The organism is Agarivorans litoreus (assembly GCF_019649015.1).
Lineage (GTDB): Bacteria > Pseudomonadota > Gammaproteobacteria > Enterobacterales > Celerinatantimonadaceae > Agarivorans > Agarivorans litoreus.
Window position 1 is genome coordinate 3,928,182 of sequence record NZ_BLPI01000001.1, and the last position, 18,916, is coordinate 3,947,097.

Annotated in this window: 20 protein-coding genes and 1 riboswitch; of the genes, 13 read left to right on the forward strand and 7 right to left on the reverse strand. The window is 42.6% G+C overall.

Annotated elements, in window-relative coordinates; all coding sequences use genetic code 11:
* The first annotated feature begins 92 nt into the window (after positions 1-92).
* The 9 genes from K5L93_RS18100 (at position 93) to pyrF (ending at position 9,382) form a co-directional block, all read left to right on the forward strand.
* Positions 93-1,574: a sigma-54 dependent transcriptional regulator gene (locus K5L93_RS18100; RefSeq protein WP_220721086.1), complete on the forward strand. Its 1,482-nt coding sequence runs from the start codon at positions 93-95 to the stop codon at positions 1,572-1,574.
* A gap of 105 nt (positions 1,575-1,679) precedes the next feature.
* Positions 1,680-2,723, forward strand: a complete 1,044-nt coding sequence (locus K5L93_RS18105) for a sensor histidine kinase (RefSeq protein ID WP_220721087.1) — start codon at positions 1,680-1,682, stop codon at positions 2,721-2,723.
* Between the two features lie 2 nt (positions 2,724-2,725).
* Positions 2,726-4,057 (forward strand): sigma-54-dependent transcriptional regulator, encoded by a 1,332-nt coding sequence (locus tag K5L93_RS18110; RefSeq protein WP_220721088.1) that lies wholly within the window; start codon positions 2,726-2,728, stop codon positions 4,055-4,057.
* Between the two features lie 212 nt (positions 4,058-4,269).
* A complete protein-coding gene (gene cmk / locus K5L93_RS18115) occupies positions 4,270-4,950 on the forward strand; it encodes a (d)CMP kinase (RefSeq protein ID WP_220721089.1) in 681 nt (226 codons plus the stop codon).
* A 104-nt stretch (positions 4,951-5,054) separates the two neighbouring features.
* Entirely contained in the window at positions 5,055-6,728 is a 1,674-nt protein-coding gene (gene rpsA, locus K5L93_RS18120) for a 30S ribosomal protein S1 (protein ID WP_220721090.1), read from the forward strand.
* 111 nt (positions 6,729-6,839) lie between these two features.
* Positions 6,840-7,124, forward strand: a complete 285-nt coding sequence (locus K5L93_RS18125) for an integration host factor subunit beta (protein WP_016403456.1) — start codon at positions 6,840-6,842, stop codon at positions 7,122-7,124.
* A 94-nt stretch (positions 7,125-7,218) separates the two neighbouring features.
* Positions 7,219-7,509, forward strand: a complete 291-nt coding sequence (locus tag K5L93_RS18130; RefSeq protein ID WP_220721091.1) for a LapA family protein — start codon at positions 7,219-7,221, stop codon at positions 7,507-7,509.
* Positions 7,509-8,678 (forward strand): lipopolysaccharide assembly protein LapB, encoded by a 1,170-nt coding sequence (lapB, locus tag K5L93_RS18135; RefSeq protein WP_220721092.1) that lies wholly within the window; start codon positions 7,509-7,511, stop codon positions 8,676-8,678. Before K5L93_RS18130 ends, lapB begins: the two co-directional genes overlap by 1 nt.
* A gap of 5 nt (positions 8,679-8,683) precedes the next feature.
* Positions 8,684-9,382: an orotidine-5'-phosphate decarboxylase gene (gene pyrF / locus K5L93_RS18140; RefSeq protein ID WP_220721093.1), complete on the forward strand. Its 699-nt coding sequence runs from the start codon at positions 8,684-8,686 to the stop codon at positions 9,380-9,382.
* Here pyrF and rrtA read toward each other — a convergent pair.
* Positions 9,371-9,865 (reverse strand): rhombosortase, encoded by a 495-nt coding sequence (gene rrtA / locus K5L93_RS18145; RefSeq protein WP_220721094.1) that lies wholly within the window; start codon positions 9,863-9,865, stop codon positions 9,371-9,373. The genes pyrF and rrtA overlap by 12 nt on opposite strands.
* An 86-nt stretch (positions 9,866-9,951) precedes the next feature.
* Complete coding sequence (queC, locus tag K5L93_RS18150; RefSeq protein WP_220721095.1) at positions 9,952-10,608, reverse strand: 7-cyano-7-deazaguanine synthase QueC; 657 nt, start codon at positions 10,606-10,608, stop codon at positions 9,952-9,954.
* Between the two features lie 66 nt (positions 10,609-10,674).
* Here queC and queE point away from each other — a divergent pair, with 66 nt between their 5' ends.
* Together queE and galE are read left to right on the forward strand one after the other, a co-directional pair.
* Positions 10,675-11,352, forward strand: a complete 678-nt coding sequence (gene queE, locus K5L93_RS18155) for a 7-carboxy-7-deazaguanine synthase QueE (RefSeq protein ID WP_220721096.1) — start codon at positions 10,675-10,677, stop codon at positions 11,350-11,352.
* Between the two features lie 47 nt (positions 11,353-11,399).
* Positions 11,400-12,413 carry a UDP-glucose 4-epimerase GalE gene (galE, locus tag K5L93_RS18160; RefSeq protein WP_220721097.1) on the forward strand — a complete coding sequence of 338 codons (1,014 nt, stop codon included), beginning with the start codon at positions 11,400-11,402 and terminating at the stop codon, positions 12,411-12,413.
* Positions 12,414-12,467: 54 nt separating this feature from the next.
* Here galE and K5L93_RS18165 read toward each other — a convergent pair whose 3' ends face one another.
* The gene (locus tag K5L93_RS18165; protein WP_016403448.1) at positions 12,468-12,875 is read right to left on the reverse strand and encodes an H-NS family histone-like protein; all 408 of its coding nucleotides are present in this window, start codon (positions 12,873-12,875) and stop codon (positions 12,468-12,470) included.
* A gap of 176 nt (positions 12,876-13,051) precedes the next feature.
* Positions 13,052-13,222: riboswitch (Lysine riboswitch) on the forward strand.
* Positions 13,223-13,279: 57 nt separating this feature from the next.
* Between K5L93_RS18165 and K5L93_RS18170 the strand changes: the two genes are divergently transcribed.
* The gene (locus tag K5L93_RS18170; RefSeq protein WP_220721098.1) at positions 13,280-14,860 is read left to right on the forward strand and encodes a Na+/H+ antiporter NhaC family protein; all 1,581 of its coding nucleotides are present in this window, start codon (positions 13,280-13,282) and stop codon (positions 14,858-14,860) included.
* A 19-nt stretch (positions 14,861-14,879) separates the two neighbouring features.
* Positions 14,880-15,464 carry a thymidine kinase gene (locus K5L93_RS18175; RefSeq protein WP_220721099.1) on the forward strand — a complete coding sequence of 195 codons (585 nt, stop codon included), beginning with the start codon at positions 14,880-14,882 and terminating at the stop codon, positions 15,462-15,464.
* Here K5L93_RS18175 and K5L93_RS18180 read toward each other — a convergent pair.
* The 4 genes from K5L93_RS18180 to K5L93_RS18195 all read right to left on the reverse strand — a co-directional run bounded on the left by K5L93_RS18180 (position 15,461) and on the right by K5L93_RS18195 (position 18,804).
* Positions 15,461-15,853 carry a MerR family transcriptional regulator gene (locus tag K5L93_RS18180; RefSeq protein ID WP_220721100.1) on the reverse strand — a complete coding sequence of 131 codons (393 nt, stop codon included), beginning with the start codon at positions 15,851-15,853 and terminating at the stop codon, positions 15,461-15,463. The two genes, K5L93_RS18175 and K5L93_RS18180, sit on opposite strands and share 4 nt — an antisense overlap.
* A 95-nt stretch (positions 15,854-15,948) precedes the next feature.
* Positions 15,949-17,226, reverse strand: coding sequence for an outer membrane protein transport protein (locus tag K5L93_RS18185; RefSeq protein ID WP_220721101.1), 1,278 nt, complete (start codon positions 17,224-17,226; stop codon positions 15,949-15,951).
* Between the two features lie 296 nt (positions 17,227-17,522).
* Positions 17,523-18,245: a DUF3379 domain-containing protein gene (locus tag K5L93_RS18190; RefSeq protein ID WP_220721102.1), complete on the reverse strand. Its 723-nt coding sequence runs from the start codon at positions 18,243-18,245 to the stop codon at positions 17,523-17,525.
* Positions 18,238-18,804: a sigma-70 family RNA polymerase sigma factor gene (locus tag K5L93_RS18195; RefSeq protein ID WP_220721103.1), complete on the reverse strand. Its 567-nt coding sequence runs from the start codon at positions 18,802-18,804 to the stop codon at positions 18,238-18,240. The genes K5L93_RS18190 and K5L93_RS18195 overlap by 8 nt, the downstream gene beginning before the upstream one ends.
* Between the last annotated feature and the right edge of the window lie 112 nt (positions 18,805-18,916).

An 18,916-nucleotide genomic window follows, 5' to 3' on the forward strand; every position in this document is an offset into this window, starting at 1 on the left:
TTGCGTATTTTTGACGCCTGTTTACAATCATTTAATAGCGTAATTAAACATAAGTTTGTCGCAAGGTAGCTTATTTTTTGCAGGGGATAGGGATGCAAGCATCCAATAGCGTTTTAGTTTGTGAAAGTGACCACGAGAGAACTAAGCAACTAGAAACAGTACTCGGTTTTATTGGCCAACAGTTTAAGGTTTGCTCTTCTGAAGAGCTTAGTGCTTTGTCGAGTAATGCGGATAAAGTCGTTCTAATAAGTAAACAGTTAGAGGATGTTAAGAGCGTCGTCGCTGCTCACCCTCATTGCCCGTTTTTAACAATAGGCGAGGGCGATTCTTTCGACAGCTTACCAAATCTTATTGGTCACCTAGATCTTCCTTTTAATTATGAGCAGCTGACTCAGTTGCTACATCATTGTGATGCTTATTTAACTCACTTACCGGGTAAGGCAAGCCCTGCTAAGAGTGAGCGCCTACGCCAGAACTTGATTGGCAAAGGTATTGCTATTCAAGAGGTGCGTCACCTAATTGAACAGGTGGCAACTAAAGAGGCTAATGTACTTATTCTTGGTGAGTCGGGCACGGGTAAAGAGGTTGTCGCCAAAGCAATTCATGACCATTCAGTACGCAGTGAAGGGCCGTTTGTGCCAATTAACTGTGGTGCTATTCCTCCAGATTTACTTGAGAGTGAGTTATTTGGCCATGAAAAAGGCGCGTTTACTGGTGCCTTTGCTATGCGCAAAGGCCGCTTTGAATTGGCCGAAGGTGGCACGCTGTTCTTAGACGAAATTGGTGACATGCCAATGCCTATGCAGGTTAAATTATTACGAGTGCTGCAAGAGCGTCAATTTGAACGTGTTGGCGGAAGTAAAGCTATTACCGCAAATGTTAGAGTTGTTGCAGCAACTCACCGTCATTTAGAGCGAATGATTGAGCAAGAGAAGTTCCGCGAGGATCTTTATTACCGTTTAAATGTTTTTCCAATCGAAATGCCATCATTACGTGAGCGCCAAGATGATATTCCTCTGTTGCTTCAAGAATTGGTTAATCGCCATGAAGAGGAGCATTCTGCAGTGGTGCGGTTTACCCAACGCGCAGTTGAGTCCTTAATGCAGCATCAATGGCCAGGTAACGTACGTGAGTTATCTAATTTGGTTGAGCGCCTACTTATTTTGCATCCTGACCAAATTGTTGACGTTAATGATTTACCACCGAAGTATCGTCATATAGATGCCGAAACCTTTGAGCCTAATTACAGCCCTGAGCTGGCTGAACGCGATGCGCTGTTAGCTATTTTTAGCGATGAAGATGCCTCGGTATTTTCTGATCCAAGCCCTGAAGCGCTATTTCCTGATGGGGAGCAAGATCAGGAACTCGACGAAGAAGGCTGGGGAGCGGTACAGCAGCTCCCAGATGAAGGAGTTAACTTAAAAGAGCTATTGGCTGACTTAGAAGTAGACTTAATTCGCCAGGCGCTTGAGCAGCAAGACGGCGTGGTTGCCAGAGCGGCAGAACAACTGGGGATGCGGCGAACAACCTTGGTTGAAAAAATGCGTAAGTACGGTTTGAATAAAGACAGCTAAACGCACTAATCTTATATTAAGGCTCTGAATTCAGAGCCTTTTTTATGTGGCACGAATATTGATTGATAAGCACTGTTAACGGTTTTATGACGCGGAGCTTACCTCATGCCCTCAGTGCAACTTCAACAACAGCCAACCAGCTTATCTGAGCATAACTTGTCGCAGATTTTCGACGTTATGCCATCAGGCTTAGTATTGCTTGATAACAAAGGTTTTGTCTCTAGGGCAAATCCGGTAGCTAAGCAATTGCTGGGAGATGATATTGAGCAACAACGTTGGTTAGAGGCGGTACCAAGACTGTTCTCGCCAAAGGCCGACGATGGCCATGAGCTGTCTTTAGTTGATGGCAGGCGAGTAAAACTGAGTTTGTCACCCTTACAAGATACCCAAGGACAGCTCATTGTGTTAACTGATATGACACATACCCGCCAACTACAAGCCAATGTTGCCAAGTTGCAGCGTATGTCTGCGTTAGGAAATATGGTGGCTTCGCTAGCTCATCAAATTAGAACGCCGCTTTCTGCCGCTATGCTTTATGGTTCAAACCTTTCCAATAAAACCTTATCTGATAATGCTCGTGACAACTTTCAAAACAAAATGATGGCTCGTTTAAATGATTTAGAAACTCAAGTGAACGACATGCTGTTGTTCGCTAAAAGTGGCGAAAAAATGGTGGTTAGTCAGGTCAGTGCTCAGCAAATTATTGACCAACTACAAGCGGCAACTGAAGCATGTCTGCGCCAGCATCAAATTAAACTAACTAGCATAGTAAGAACTCCTCATGTAGAGCTTTTGGCGAATGCCAATGCCTTGGTTTCGGCTTTGTCCAATTTAATTGAAAATGCGGCTCAGCTAAGCAGCCAGGGGAGCGAAATAAAAATATTGGTGAGTAGCTTATGCCAGGAGGTGCTGATTAGTATTGAAGATCAAGCTGGAGGTATAGATGAAGCAAGCGAAAACAAGATATTCGAACCTTTTTATACTACCAAGCAAAATGGAACAGGTTTAGGTTTGGCGGTTGTTAAGTCTGTAGTGAATGCCCATCATGGAAAAATTGAACTTAAGTCAAGTTCAATAGGTTCATGCTTTACAGTGCGTTTACCTTTAGCAGAACCGTACCAGCAAGATCTTGCTGTTGGAGGACAATAAATATGAGCCAATCTACAATTCTTATTGTTGAAGATGATGCCGGCCTTCGAGAGGCCTTAGTTGATACCTTACATCTTGCTGGGTATCACTGCGAGCAAGCCGATAGCGCAGAGTCAGCTCTTATTGCTTTAGCCGAAGAATCGGTTGATTTAGTGGTTAGCGATGTGCAAATGGGGGGGATGGATGGCTTAAGTTTACTTAAAAATATCAAACAAAAATGGCCCCAAATCCCAGTATTGCTGATGACAGCTTATGCAAAGATTGACGATGCGGTATCGGCGATGCGCGATGGAGCCATTGACTACCTGTCTAAACCTTTTTCACCAGAAGTATTGTTAAATCAAGTTGGTCGATACGCACCTTCTATTAAGGTAGAAAAGCGCGAGCCTGTTTATGGTGATGCTTCCACCGAAGCCTTGTTAAAGTTGAGTCAGAAAGTGGCAGCTTCTGAGGCATCGGTATTGATTAGCGGGCCAAGTGGGGCGGGCAAAGAGGTATTGTCACGTTATATTCACGACTGCTCACCACGTAAAGATCACGAGTTTGTTGCCATAAACTGTGCCGCTATCCCTGAAAATATGCTTGAAGCAACCTTGTTTGGTTACGAGAAAGGTGCATTTACTGGTGCTATAAAAGCTTGTCCTGGTAAGTTCGAGCAGGCTCAAGGCGGAACTATTTTGCTAGATGAAATCAGTGAAATGGATCTTGGCTTACAAGCTAAACTACTGCGAGTCTTGCAAGAGCGGGAAGTTGAGCGCTTGGGTAGCCGCAAAATGATTAAACTAGATGTTCGTGTGATTGCTACCAGCAACCGAGATATGCGAGAAATAGTTCGACTAGGGCAGTTTAGAGAAGATTTATATTACCGACTAAATGTATTCCCACTAAACTGGCTACCTTTAGAGCAACGTAAAGGTGATGTATTGCCTTTAGCCACGCACTTGCTCAATCGTCATAGCGCTCAAAACTATGAGTTAAGCTTAAGTGCACAGCATAAATTACTCAACCACTCCTGGCCGGGCAATGTGCGCGAGCTAGACAATGTTATGCAAAGGGCACTCATTTTAGCTAATGGTAATGTCATTGATAGTGACTGCTTAGTCATCGAAAATCAGTTAGAGCCATTACAGGTTGAACCCCTGGTTGAATCATCACTGGCAAATGAACCTTTAGGTAATGAGTTACGCCAGCAAGAACAACAAATCATTTTAGATACGCTTAAAGCGTGCAATGGCAAGCGTAAAGATGTCGCTGAAAAGTTGGGTATTAGTCCTAGAACGCTGCGTTATAAATTAGCGCGTATTAAAGATTCAGGTGTAGAGCTGCCCGTTTAAAAATAGCAGACAGTATTAATAATAAGCAGTATGTCCAGACGATATACTGCTTTTTGTTTAAAAGTGGGACAAGCGTTCGGTTAATTTTGTTTTTTGTTAATAAATTAGTGAGGCTTATTGCCAGCTTTTCGCGTATAATGCCGCCGAATTTTTAGTTCTTATCTATCTCCAGATAAGAGCTCGCATTTTGCTTTGGACATTATGGAGGACTCATGACTCAAAACGTTCCAGTGGTGACAATTGACGGGCCTAGTGGTTCTGGTAAGGGCACTTTATGCCAAAAGCTAGCTCAGCATTATCAATGGCAACTTCTGGATAGCGGAGCCATATATCGAGTCTTAGCTTTAGCAGCCTTACACCATGAAGTAGCTTTAGACAATGAAGAAGCGTTAAGTCTTTTAGCGGCTCACCTTGATGTGCGATTTGAAGCTAAAGGCGGTAGTACTTTGGTGATATTAGAGGGAGAGGATGTTTCTCTAGAGATCCGCAAAGAAACAGCGGGGAATGCCGCTTCTAAAGTCGCTGCATTTCCGCGAGTACGTGAAGCTTTATTAAGACGCCAGCGAGCATTTCGAGAAGAGCCTGGTTTAATTGCTGATGGGCGAGATATGGGAACGGTTGTTTTTGTTGACGCCCCGGCGAAGATCTTTTTAGACGCAAGTGCAGCAGAACGAGCGCAGCGACGCTATAATCAGTTGCAAGAAAAAGGCTTTAGTGTTAGTTTTGACCACCTTTTGAGCGAAATTGAAGAACGTGACCACCGCGATAGAAATCGCAGTGTCGCACCTTTAGTTCCTGCTCAAGATGCGTTAGTTATTGATTCTACATCACTTTCTATTGAGGAAGTGGTGAAAATGTCGATAGATTATATCGACAGTAAATTAACCCAGTAATCTCTGGGATTTGGCGCACCTATACCAAGGATGAATTAGGTGTTTATTATTAACCCCATTTAGCCGGATTGCTAAGTGGACGTTCTTATATGTGTAATTAAATAATGACTGAATCTTTTGCTCAACTCTTTGAAGAGTCACTTCAAGACCTAGAATTCCGTTCTGGTTCGATTGTTAAAGGTACTGTAGTAGGTATCGAAAACGGTATGGTTCTAGTAGACGCTGGCCTTAAGTCAGAATCTGCTATTCCTGCAGAACAGTTCAAAAACTCTGCTGGCGAACTAGAAATAGAAGTAGGCGCGCAAGTTGACGTAGCGTTAGACGCTGTAGAAGATGGTTTCGGTGAAACTGTTCTTTCTCGCGAAAAAGCTAAACGTCACGAAGCGTGGATCCAACTTGAAAGTGCTTACGAAGAGCAAGCAACGGTTGTTGGTATCATTAACGGTAAAGTTAAAGGTGGCTTTACAGTTGAAGTTAACACCATCCGTGCATTTTTGCCTGGTTCACTAGTTGACGTTCGCCCTGTGCGCGATACTGCTCACCTAGAAGGTAAAGAGCTTGAATTTAAAGTTATCAAACTTGATCAAAAACGTAATAACGTAGTTGTTTCTCGTCGTGCTGTTATCGAAACTGAAAACAGTGTTGAACGTGATGAACTTCTTGAGAACTTACAAGAAGGTCAAGAAGTTAAAGGTATCGTTAAGAACCTTACTGACTACGGTGCGTTCGTTGATCTTGGCGGTGTTGACGGTCTTCTACACATCACTGACATGGCTTGGAAACGCGTTAAGCACCCAAGTGAAATTGTTAATGTTGGCGACGAAATCAACGTTAAAGTACTTAAGTTTGACCGTGAGCGCACTCGTGTATCTCTAGGTCTTAAGCAGCTGGGTGAAGATCCATGGGTAGCAATTGCTAACCGTTACCCAGAAGGTGCTCGTCTTGAAGGTCGCGTAACTAACCTAACTGACTACGGTTGTTTTGTTGAAATCGAAGATGGTGTTGAAGGTCTAGTTCACGTTTCTGAAATGGATTGGACTAACAAAAATATCCACCCATCTAAAGTTGTTAACGTGGGTGACCTTGTTGAAGTTATGGTATTGGATATTGACGAAGAACGTCGTCGTATCTCACTTGGTTTGAAACAATGTAAAGTTAACCCATGGGAGCTATTTGCTAGCACTCATGATAAGAACGACAAAGTTTCAGGTAAGATCAAGTCTATCACTGACTTCGGTATCTTCATCGGCCTAGACGGCGGTATTGACGGTCTTGTTCACCTATCTGATATCTCTTGGGATGCTCAAGGTGAAGAAGCGGTTCGCGACTTTAAGAAAGGCGACGAAATCGAAGCTGTTGTACTACAAGTTGACGCAGAACGTGAGCGCATTAGCCTAGGTGTTAAGCAACTTGCTGAAGATCCGTTCAACAACTACCTAGCTGACCTTAAGAAAGGTGCTTTAGTTAACGGTACCGTTACTGAAGTTGATGCTAAAGGTGCAACTGTTGAACTAGCAAGCGGCGTTGAAGGTTACTTACGTGCTGGCGATGTTAGCCGTGACCGTGTTGAAGATGCATCACTTGTTCTTTCTGTTGGCGACCAACTTGAAGCTAAGTTCGTTGGTGTTGACCGTAAGAACCGTGTAATCAGCCTTTCTATCCGCGCTAAAGACGAAGCGGACGAGAAAGAAGCAATGGCTACTCTGAACAAGAAAGAAGATGCTCAGATTGGTAACGCTATGGCCGATGCATTTAAATCTGCACTTAAAGGCGAATAATCTTTAAATCTTTTTTAGATTTATGTGATTGAATATTGGGGGGGACTTGTTCCCCCCCATTTCTTTATCTACACTGGTATTAGTTCCCTTTATCAATGGCTTGGAGAATCCATGACTAAATCTGATTTGATTGAAATACTCGCTAGTAAACATATTCAATTTACCAGTAAAGAAATTGAGTCGGCAATTAAAGAAATTCTTGAGCAAATGACCTGTTCATTGCAGGAAGGCGATAGAATTGAAATTCGTGGTTTTGGCAGTTTTTCACTGCACTTCCGTGCACCCCGGGTGGGACGAAATCCTAAAACTGGTGAAAAGGTAGAGCTGTCTGGGAAGCATGTTCCCCACTTTAAACCTGGTAAAGAGTTGCGAGAGCGCGTAAACGCTGGCCTATAGTATTGTTTCTTTTACAATTAGGTGATCTTGGCTGGTTAAATTAACGTGATTGCTGCATAATTTCCCTAGCTTTTGTTTGGCTCTGGGAGGTTATGTGAAAGCAATTTTTTCAACGCTGTTATTAGTTATATTGTTTGTTGCCGCGCTTGCTGTGGGTGCGCAAAACGATCAAGTAATAAGTGTCAATTATCTTATTGCAGAATCGGATATGCGTTTGTCATGGCTGATAGCTGGTTTGTTCATAGCTGGCTTTATTACTTGTCTTTTATTTTTGTTGGCTTTTTATACTCGTGTTCGTTTAGAAAGTGCTGGCTTGAAGCGTCGGTTAGCTAAGCAGCAAAAACAACTAAATAAGTTGCAAGACGAGACGGTCAAGGATAGTTAATGCTAGGCTTGTTGTTTTTGTTGTTACCGGTCGCTGCCGCTTATGGGTGGTACATGGGGCAGCGCAGCGTTAGGCAAAATCAGCAACAGCAAGCAAATCACGTATCTAAGCAATACGTAGAAGGCTTAAATCTTCTTTTATCTAATCAATCTGACAAAGCCGTAGACCTCTTTGTAGAATTATTACAAGTAGATTCAGAAACCATCGATACACATCTCGCGCTTGGTAACTTGTTTAGACAGCGTGGAGAAGTTGATCGAGCTATTCGTATTCATCAAAATCTAATTGCTCGTGAAGGCATAGACCTTGACCAAAAAAACCTCGCTTTACAACAATTAGCAAAAGATTATTTAGCTGCCGGCTTATTTGATAGAGCGGAAGCCTTGCTCATTGAGTTGCAAGAAGAGCCAGATTACCGCCAGTTAGCCTTAAAACAATTACTCAGTATCTATCAGCAAACTCGAGAGTGGCCACAAGCGATTGCCGTTGCCAAAAAAATAGACCCTAAAGAACTGAGTGATGTTAATCGTCAAATTGCGCATTTTTATTGCGAGCAAGCGCAAGAATTAGAAACTGCTGGTAAACTTGCCAAGAGCCAAGCTTTGCTGAAAAAAGCTCTCAGCGCAGACAAGAAATGTGTAAGAGCTAGTTTGCATTTAGCTCAAATTCAAAATGCTGAAGGCGATTTTAAAGCAGCGCTAAAAAATTTAAACAAAATCCCAGAGCAAGATATCGACTTTGCCTCCGATGCTTTATCACTTTACAAAACCTGTAGTGATAATTTGGCAAAGCCCGAGTACTATCAGCAGTTTTTAGAGTACTGCTTATCAATAAAAAGTATTGCTAGCGTGGTGGTGGAGCTTTCGATTATTTACCGGGAGGCGCACGGCGCAGAGCAAGCTCAGGATTTGTTGGTAGATGAGCTTAAACGCAACCCTACCATGAAAGGATTTCATCACTTAATGGGCCTTCATCTAGCTTCTGCTGAAGAAGGTCAAGCTAAACAAAGCCTGCAAGTTTTGCGTGGCTTAGTTACCCAACAATTAAAGATTAAACCTCACTATCAGTGTCGACGCTGTGGATTTTCATCTCATTCTATATATTGGCATTGTCCATCATGTAAGAGTTGGGGCACAGTTAAACCAATAGTAGGATTAGACGGAGAGTAGAAACAATGCAAGACCCAAAGGTATTAGTTGCCCTTGATTATGCAGATATCGATCAATGTATGGCATTTGTAGAGCAATTAGAGCCGGGCTCATGTCGTCTTAAAGTGGGTAAAGAAATGTTCACTTTGTTCGGCCCGCAGCTGGTAAAAGAGCTTCACAGTAAAGGCTTTGAAGTGTTCTTAGACCTAAAATTTCATGATATTCCTAACACGGTGGCTAAAGCAGTAGCTGCAGCTGCGGAGTTAGGGGTATGGATGGTTAACGTGCATGCCAGCGGCGGCCGGAGAATGATGGAAGCGGCAAGAGCTGCGTTAGAACCTTATGGTGATAAACGCCCTAAACTGATTGCAGTAACGGTGCTAACCAGCATGGACCAATCTGATTTATTAGAGCTAGGTATTGAGCTTAGCCCAATGCAGCAAGTAGAGCGTTTGGCAACACTTACTAAGCAATCTGGCTTAGATGGAGTGGTGTGCTCGGCCCATGAAGCTAAAATGCTTAAATCGCTACTTGGCGAGGAGTTTGCGTTGGTCACTCCAGGGATTAGACCAACAGGCAGTGCGCAAGGCGACCAACGTAGGATAATGACGCCGGTTGAAGCGGTTACAGCAGGCTCTGATTATTTGGTTATAGGCCGACCGATTACTCAAGCCGACTTGCCTGCAGAGGTATTACGCAGTATTAACGTTGAACTAAGTGCTTAGCTTATAGCTTCGCCATAATGGCCACCAAAGTAACAAAGCAAAGCTAATCCCAAGTACCGCAAATAATAAATGGGCATCGATAGCAACATCGATGCCTATCAAATCGGTTACCCACGGGTCACCACCGTATAATTGCTCCATGAGTAGCTTCGCGCTTAAACCTGTCAATATGATGGCACCGACGCGTTTTTTGTCGGTGAACAAATCAGCCATTGCAGCGTAGGCGATTAAGCCATGAATTAGGCCTGAGAGTCCTACGTACTCATCATATTGAGCAAACCATAATAGCCCGCCGCCTATTAAACATAAGCTAATACTAATCAACATGAAGTGCTGATTTGATAATCGGTCATCAAAAACAAAATACACCAGCACCAAGGTTGCAACATTCATGAGCCAATGAATAAGGTTATTGTGGCTAAAATTGCCTGAAACAATGCGCCAATACTCTCCTTGACTAATTAACTGTTTGTTCCAACTCATTAGTTCGGTATGTGCTAGAAAAAGCCACGAGATACTTATTACAATAAGCAGGAACCAGAATCGGCTCACAAAATATTTGAGCATGTTTATTCGTAGCTTAACGGGTCTGTAACAGCGTTTAGTTTAAAGGCTTCTAGACGTTCTTGGCAGGCTCCACATTTGCCACAGGCTTGTTCGCGTCCGTTATAACAGGTCCATGTTTTGCCATAATCTAACCCCATGGCTAAACCATCGCTTAATATGTCTATCTTTGATTGTTCTAGGTAGGGGCTAATGACTTCTACGGCTTCGTAGTTAGCTATAAGGCTTACGTCATTCATCTTCTTTACAAACTCTGGGCGACAATCGGGGTAGATTGCATGGTCTCCGGAATGTGCGCCATAGAATACTTTCTTCGCACCGATAGACACGGCGTAGCCTATAGCTAAAGATAGCAAAATCATATTGCGGTTTGGTACAACCGTTGATTTCATTGATTCTTCTTGGTAATCACCTTCGGGAATATCAATGTCAGAAGTGAGTGAGGAGCCCGCAAGTAGTTGGTTGATTGCAGTAATATCTACTATTTTATGTTCGATACCAAGCTCTTCAGTTACCTTTTGAGCATATTCCAGTTCTTTTACGTGGCGTTGACCGTAGTTAAAGCTAAGAGCATATGGTTGTAGGCCCAATTGTAAGGTTTTATGGAGAACCGTGAACGAGTCCATTCCACCTGAATAAATCACTACTGCTTTTTCTTTCATTATTTGCTCTTTAAAATATGTTTTAATACTGCCTTAGATTTTCGCTTATTATGATCTGGGATACAAATGGCATCTCTTAATTTACCTGTTAATGAAGTATTCGAAACCATCCAAGGGGAGGGTTTTCATACTGGCGTTCCCTCAATATTTGTTCGTTTACAGGGCTGTGATGTTGGTTGTTCTTGGTGCGACACTAAACATACTTGGCAAGTTTTAGAGTCTGACCGCGTGCAACCCGAGCTCATTATTGGGGCCAGCGGAGACACCGTTCGTTGGGCAATGCTCACGCCTAATCAACTCCTAGAGCAGTTTAAAACTCGCTATCAGGCTAAACATATTGTTATTACCGGTGGTGAGCCGTGTATTTATGATTTACATGAGTTTACCGGTGCCTTAATTGCAGCAGGTTATTCAGTGCAAATTGAAACCAGTGGTACCTACCCAGTAAAGGCTTCTGCCAAAGCATGGGTAACCGTTTCTCCAAAAGTTGATATGAAAGGTGGTAAGGTGGTTATCGAACAAGCTTTACACCGAGCGAACGAAATTAAACACCCAGTAGCCCGTGAGCGAGACTTAACTAATTTAAAAAACTTATTAACTGGTATGACTAGTAACTTAGATGTATTGGTGTGTTTGCAACCGATTAGTCAGCAGCAAAGAGCTACCGAGTTATGTATTCAAGCTTGTATTGAAAATAATTGGCGCTTGTCTTTACAAACGCATAAGTTTATTGGAATTGAATAGCAGCTCCTATAGAGCTAGCCAAATATATTATCTTATAAAGGATTATTATGACTATTTTAGTTACCGGTGGAGCAGGTTATATAGGTAGCCACACAGTGGTTGAATTATTAAACCAAGGCGAAGAAGTGGTTATTGTAGATAACCTTTGTAATTCTCATGCTGCATCAATCGACAGAATTGAGAAAATTTGCCAAAAACGCCCCACATTTTATCAGGTAGATATTCGGGATAAATCAGAGTTAAACACGGTATTTTCTAAGCATAAGTTTAAATCTGTTATTCATTTTGCGGGTTTAAAAGCAGTTGGCGAATCGACATCTATTCCTCTACATTATTATCAAAATAATGTCTCTGGAACTTTAACCTTATGTGAAGTAATGGCTGATCATAAGGTTAAAAACTTAGTCTTTAGCTCTTCTGCTACTGTATATGGTGACCCGCACACAGTACCTATTTTGGAGAACTTTCCTACCGGTGCAACCAATCCTTATGGGCGCTCTAAGCTAATTGTAGAAGAGATGCTGACTGATCTATATAAATCTGATGATAGCTGGAATATTGCGTTATTACGTTATTTCAACCCTGTTGGGGCGCATAAGTCTGGCTTAATTGGTGAAGATCCAAATGGTATTCCAAATAATCTAGTACCTTACATAACTCAGGTAGCTGTAGGACGCTTAGCCCAATTAAGCGTATTTGGTGACGACTACGATACCACAGATGGTACTGGAGTACGTGACTACATTCACGTAGTAGATTTGGCAAAAGGCCATTTAAAAGCGCTAAACAAGCTTGATGCTAAGGCTGGGTTGGTTACTTACAACCTAGGAACAGGCCAAGGTTATAGTGTACTAGAAATGCTTGCTGCGTTTGAAAAGGTATCGGGAAAATCAATTGCTTATAAAATAGCACCTCGTCGCCCAGGTGATATTGCAGCATGTTATTCAGATCCTAGCTTAGCTAAACAGGAGTTATCTTGGCAGGCTGAATTAAGTTTGGATGATATGGCCGAAGACTCTTGGCGCTGGCAACAAGGCAATCCAAATGGTTTCGCCTCTTAATATTGCTGGAATAAAAAAAGGAGCCTTAAGGCTCCTTTTTTATTTAGATGATAACTAGATAAGAAAATCTTCTTTAGTTTTGCCTTCATTTTTAATTGCACGTTGGATCGGAGAAGGTGTTCTTCCTTGGCCTGTCCAGGTTTTTTCTTCACCATTTTCATCAACAAATTTGTATTTAGCTGGCAGTGGTTGACGTTTTTTTCGTTCTTTTACTGGCGCGTCACCAATCATCGATAGTAATTCACTTGGGTCAATACCATCTTGTTCGAGTAATGCTTTATATTTCTCTAGCTTCTCGCGTTTTTCTTGCTGTTGTTTCTCTTCTTCAGCTTGTTGTGCGAAACGTTCATCTAAAATGACTTTAAGTTTATTGTAGCTATCTTCTAATTGCTCAATTGATAATTCTTTTGTAGCAGCTTTAAGACTTCTTGCGTTTAAAAATACCTTAACGAAATCGCTCATGTTAATCCTATCTATTTATTAGTATTGGTTAATCTATTACAAAATATTAATTACTAAATAAAACTTGTCAATAAACTAAACTTAAATAAACAGTATTAGTTGCTACTTTTAGTCTTAGTTGTTCAATGGTTTTGGTTGAATGCTCCGGCTTTACGGGTATAATGCAGCGCTTAACGCTATATTGTAGAGGAGCGCTGGTCAAAAGTAGTGCAGAGTGGGGTGATTCCAATGATTCTGTATGAAAGGGGCCCGCGCCGAAGTAACTAGCATTATCAAGGCTAATTACTGGTGTCGGATTTAATAGATACGACACTGTCATAGTCCAACTATGGAGAGCTACAGAGTGAAAGCCTATCGGCTTCTAGTCACTCAATTTGCTCTCTGAATTTAAAAACAGAGAAAACATGCAAACCATTTCTTATACCGATTCATTTTTATCAATTCTTCCGCCGGTGATTGCGCTGTTGGTTGCCTTAGCAACAAGACGTGTAATTATTGCACTTAGCTGCGGCATCATCACGGGTGCTTTGTTACTCAGCAATTTTTCTTTTGTAGATTCTGGCATTTATTTGTCAAAGCTTGCAGCGGGCTTAGCGTGGGATGACGGTGCGCCTAACTGGTGGAATCTGCAAATTGTTATATTCTTGCTGCTGCTAGGCGGCATGACTAGCTTAATGACTGCTACTGGCGCAACCACAGCCTTTGCAGAATGGGCTAAGAAACGGATTAAGACCAAGCGTCATGCTACTGTTACCACTGCCTTGTTAAGCTTTGTGGTATTTGTCGATGACTATTTCCACAGTTTAGCGGTGGGTAGCGTTGCGCGTCCGCTTACTGACCAAGTAGGGGTATCGCGCGCCAAGCTCGCTTACTTGCTTGACTCAACGGCTGCACCAATGTGTGTACTTATGCCTTTATCGAGTTGGGGAGCTTATATTATTGCCTTAGTAGGTGGTTTGTTGGTCACTCACAATATCACTGACATCACACCGTTGGCGGCGTTTGCCACCATGATCCCACTAAACTTTTACGCTGTGTTTGCCTTGCTAATGGCCCTAGTGGTTGCTTATTTCAATATTAATATTGGTCCAATGAAGCAGCATGAGAGAAATGCTGAGAAGGGGCAATTGTTTGATGAGAGCAAGGGTATTCCTGCAGGTAGTGTGAACCATGACTTTGAAGCCGATAACGGCTCACCACTTGGTTTAGTATTGCCTATCGCTATTCTAACCTTGGTGACTTTTGCTAGTTTTGTGGTTACAGGCGCTACTGCCTTAGAAGAAGGACAAGCATTTAGCTTGTTAGCCGCATTAGAAAATACCGATGTGACCCTGTCTTTGGTCACCGGTGGTGTAGTGGGCTTATTGGTAAGCGTGGGTTTTGCGTTCAAGCAACAGCTTAGCTTGTCACAACTTGCTCATGCCATTTGGGTGGGTATTAAGGCTATGAGCCCAGCCATTCTAATTCTGGTGTTTGCTTGGTCTATTAGCGGCGTAATCGGTGATATGGAAACCGGCAAGTACTTAGCTTCTAAATTAGATGGCGCGATTAGCCCAGCTATTTTGCCAGTGTTAGTATTTGTATTAGCGGGTTTAATGGCCTTCTCTACTGGTACTAGCTGGGGCACGTTTGGCATTATGTTGCCAATTGCTGCCGATATGTCAGTAGCCAGTGATGTGAGCTTAATACTGCCTATGTTGTCTGCAGTATTAGCGGGTGCGGTATTTGGTGATCATTGTTCGCCTATCTCCGATACCACTATTTTGTCATCCACCGGTGCAGCTTGTCACCATATTGACCACGTTGCTACTCAGCTGCCTTATGCCTTATTAGTCGCAAAAATCAGCATTGCGTGTTACTTGGTAATGGGAATGACCGGAAGTGTGATCGCTTCACTTGCTGTTGGTTTGTTATTGTTTGCCATTACTATCGCAACTTTGTACCATCGCCAGCAAAATTTAGCTTTGGCACTAAACAGTAAATAATCAAGGAACTGCGCTGTAAATGGCTTCACTACATTTTAAATATGCCGCTATGAATTCGGGGAAATCAACCCAACTTATTCAAGCTCATTTTAATTATCAAGAGCGCGGTATGAATCCATTGGCGCTGATCCCTGCAATGGATACCCGCGATGGTGTGGGTATCATTAAAGCACGAGTAGGTTTGTCGTTAGAGGCTGAAACCTTTTGTGCAGAGCAGGACTTGTATGAATTAGTAAGCACTAAAAATCAGCAAAACAAGCAAGATGTCGTGATTGTGGATGAAGGCCAATTCTTGCGTAAAGAGCAAGTTTATCAGTTGGCTAGAGTGGTTGATGACTTGCACATACCGGTAATGGTTTATGGTTTAAAAACAGATTTTATGGGTGAGCTATTTGAAGGGGCTTACCATTTACTGTGTTTAGCAGATAAGCTCGAAGAGCTTAAAACCATTTGCTGGTGTGGCAATAAAGGCCACTTTAACGCTCGTATTGACCAACATGGACAGGTGGTGAGTGAAGGGCAGCAAATTGAAATTGGTGGCAACGAACGTTATGTATCGTTATGCCGCAAGCACTTTATTCAAGGTAATGCTGGCGAGCATTAATCTTTAGTTAACTTATTAAGGGCGTCGTTACAGCGGCGCTCTGCTGATTTTAACTCCATTAATACCACTTGAATATCTTCTAACTGTTGCAATAAACTCAACTTTCTTAGTTTAATACTGTCCATTAATCCAGTTATCTCTTTGCTACTGCTCAGCTTGGCATCATATAAATCGAATAGTTCTTTTATTTCTTTCAAAGAAAAGCCTAAACGCTTGCCACGTAAAATGAGTTTGAGCCGGAGTTTGTCGTGTTTGGAATAAAGCCGCTTAGTGCCATCGCGAACAGGCTTTAATAAACCTTGATCTTCATAGAAGCGAATACTGCGAGTGCTTATGGTAAATTCTTGGGCTAGTTCGCTAATTGAATAGGGGGTAGGGGTATTTGCCATGGCTGCCCTCAGTATGTGTGGTTGAATAACTGAAGCGTGGGGGAAACTTAAGCTTAGGTCAAGCAACCGGCGTGTTGCCGGTTGCTGATTAAGACTTAAAAACTGTGGTTGTATTGAATAGCGGCAATATAAGCATCGCCTTTTGATATAAACGGTATCGAAACGCTCTCGTTAAGTTCCTCTTCGAAGGCTCCTTCCTTACCTTGGATATAAGTAAAGCCAACATCTAGGTTACCTTTGTCGCTTAGGTGGTAAGTAAAGCCAATACCGTAGTTGTAACGGTCGTTGTCGGGAATACTAATGGTTTTGTGGGTGCGAGATGGACTTTGGTCGAAGGCCATACCAGCGCGTAATTCCCATGCAGGGTTTAGATACCAAGTACCGCCAAAAGATACCCGGTAAGAGTCACTAAACTGCTCTTGTTTGTTTAACACGCTACCAATACCTTCAGAAGTGGCATCAATTTCTTGGAAGGTGCTCCAGCCAGTCCAAACATAGCTATAGTGAACAGCAAAGGCATCGTTTAGACGATTATAACCAGATACTTCAAAAATGTCGGGCAAGTTAAGAGTAAGTTCGCCACCAATGGTTTGTCCACCAGTGGGAAATGGGTTGCTGCTTGGGATCCCTGCTGCAATATCTGAGTGGTACTCACCTTTAAAATCTAAATCTACTTTTGAGCGGTAGCTAATTCCAAAGCGGTGGTTTTGGTTTATCTCCCACATACCGCCAACATTCCAACCAAAGCCCCAACCATCACCTTCTAAATAAGCTGAGGTTCCTGAAGGAGGAAATGGCCCACTGCCATCTCCGCCAAAGTTACGCAATAATTTTGCGGTTCCATAAACGGCATTTACCCCAGCGCCAATACTAAATTGTTCGTTTATCCGATAGGAGACATTAGGGTTTAGGTTAAGGGTGATGAGTTTAGTTTCACCGGCAAGAGACCCTGCAGCGTAATCACTAGGATACTCTGTAGATAAACCAAAGTTAGAGAACATGCCCACTCCCCAGGCCCATTTATCGCTAAGAGGCTGGATAAAATAACCTGCAGGCACTGCAGCACCTGGTACTACGTCATCGTTAGTTAAGGCTTGATCAATGTCACTGACGCCAGTGTTTCCTCTTACGTAAACGTCAGGCGCGATATAGCTTAAGGCACCTGATACTGCAATAGTGTCGAACATCGACATTGCTGCGGGGTTACGCGCCATAACAGCAGCGTTGTCAGCAATAGCAGCTTCACCCGCAAACGAGCGGCCTAGCCCCGAAGCAGAGTGTTCCACTAGTTGAAAACCGGCTGCGTTTACATGGGCGGCAGTAAATGTAGCTGACGCGGCAAGAAGCGCGAGTGGTAATTTCCTTATTTTCATCGTTCCCTCTCTAAATTGCGGGGTTAAACGTTTAGTTATGTGTGGTCTTGGTAAGAGCGCTGACCTCTGACCAGATTAAGAGTAAATAAAACGGTTGTTAAGTTTTTGTTAATTGTTTTTATTGAAAGTTGGAGCTGTCGCACAAAAGTTAAACACTTGTTTGATCTTGATGAGCAGAAAAATATAAATGAATGTAAGAAAACATCAAGCGAGTATTTTGAGGTTTAAGGTTGGCTCACAAACAAAAAGTCAACTTCCATTGATAGTACAATAGAAGTTGACTTATTTTAATTAAATCAGATGGCTTGATTTAAATCTGCGGTCAGCGCATTAAGCGTCTTTTCAATCGGTTCGTTACGCTCACCAACGACCACAAGGTTTGCATTTGACAGTGTTGAAACCATGCCATGCATTTTTTTATCGGCAAAGCTCTCTACTGTCTGCAATTCGGTAGATTTAGGAACTACAAACACATTAATATTTGAGCCCATTTTACCTTTCATTATCATGTGAAATGCTGGGCTGCCAGCGTATGCACAATGATTAACATACACTACATCGCCAGGTAGTTGGTCGAAACTAGCGCCATAGCGTGCCAACTTAGCATTAACGGTTTGTAGGTTTGGTTGTTCATCAACACCACTAGTGTAAGGCATTTCATGATATACATGCTCTAAGGCTACTTGACCCATGTCTGCATGGGTTGCTGGCAGCTGCCAATTTACCAAACTAAAACTTAAACCCACCACAAAAGCTATAGATGCGGCCATGGCTATATGCCGCCGTGTTTTGCGGCGGTATTCTAGTTGTGAGTTATCGAAACTCTGGCTCAGTATGAGCCGTTCGGCAAGTGCATCAGGTACGTCTACCTTTAATGCTTGTTCTAATTTGCATTCAAATTGCTGCATCTCGTCATATAGCTTTTTATTTTTAGGCGTGCGAGTTGCTTCCTGTATGAGCGCATCGCTACGCTCGCGAGGATTGGTATACAACTGGCGGCGAAATTCTAGCTCATCCATTGTTTTGTCCTCGTTCTTGGTCATCTTCTAAAGCTTCTTTGAGCTGATTTCGTGCTCTAAAAAGCCGTGTCATAACAGTATTTTTATTTAGTTCTAGCATATCGGCAATCTCGTCGCCGCTAAATCCACCAATTACTTGGAGTAGCAGCGGTTCTTTATACTCGGGAGCTAGCTTATCTATTTGACGTCGTAACCATTCATTTTCTATTTGTTGCTCAGTTGATGTTGAGTTTACATCAGCAACTGAATGGTCTTCGATATCTACCAAGTTAAACTGCTTGCGCTCGAATCGTCGGGCATTTTCTCTGCGTAAGATGGTGATTAACCACGCTTTAGCAGCCTTTTCATCTTTTAGGCTGTCAAGTGAGCGCCAAGCTCTAAGAAAAGTTTCTTGAACTATGTCTTCGGCAATGTGTTTATCTTTCACCAGCCAATAGGCGTAGCGGTAAACATCCCGATTGTAAGCCTGTACTAGGGCTTCATAACGTTTTTGTTTTGCTTCCATATCCGACATGACCGAGTCGGTTTGGTTTTTCTTTCGAAAAAAATCAACAACCATGTAAATTCCTAGATAAAACGTAGAAGGCTAATCTGTTATGATACGCATCAAGGAGACCTTGTTCGGTCTATGGTACACACTATACACCTGATTTCGCTTTGGTTTAGATTGA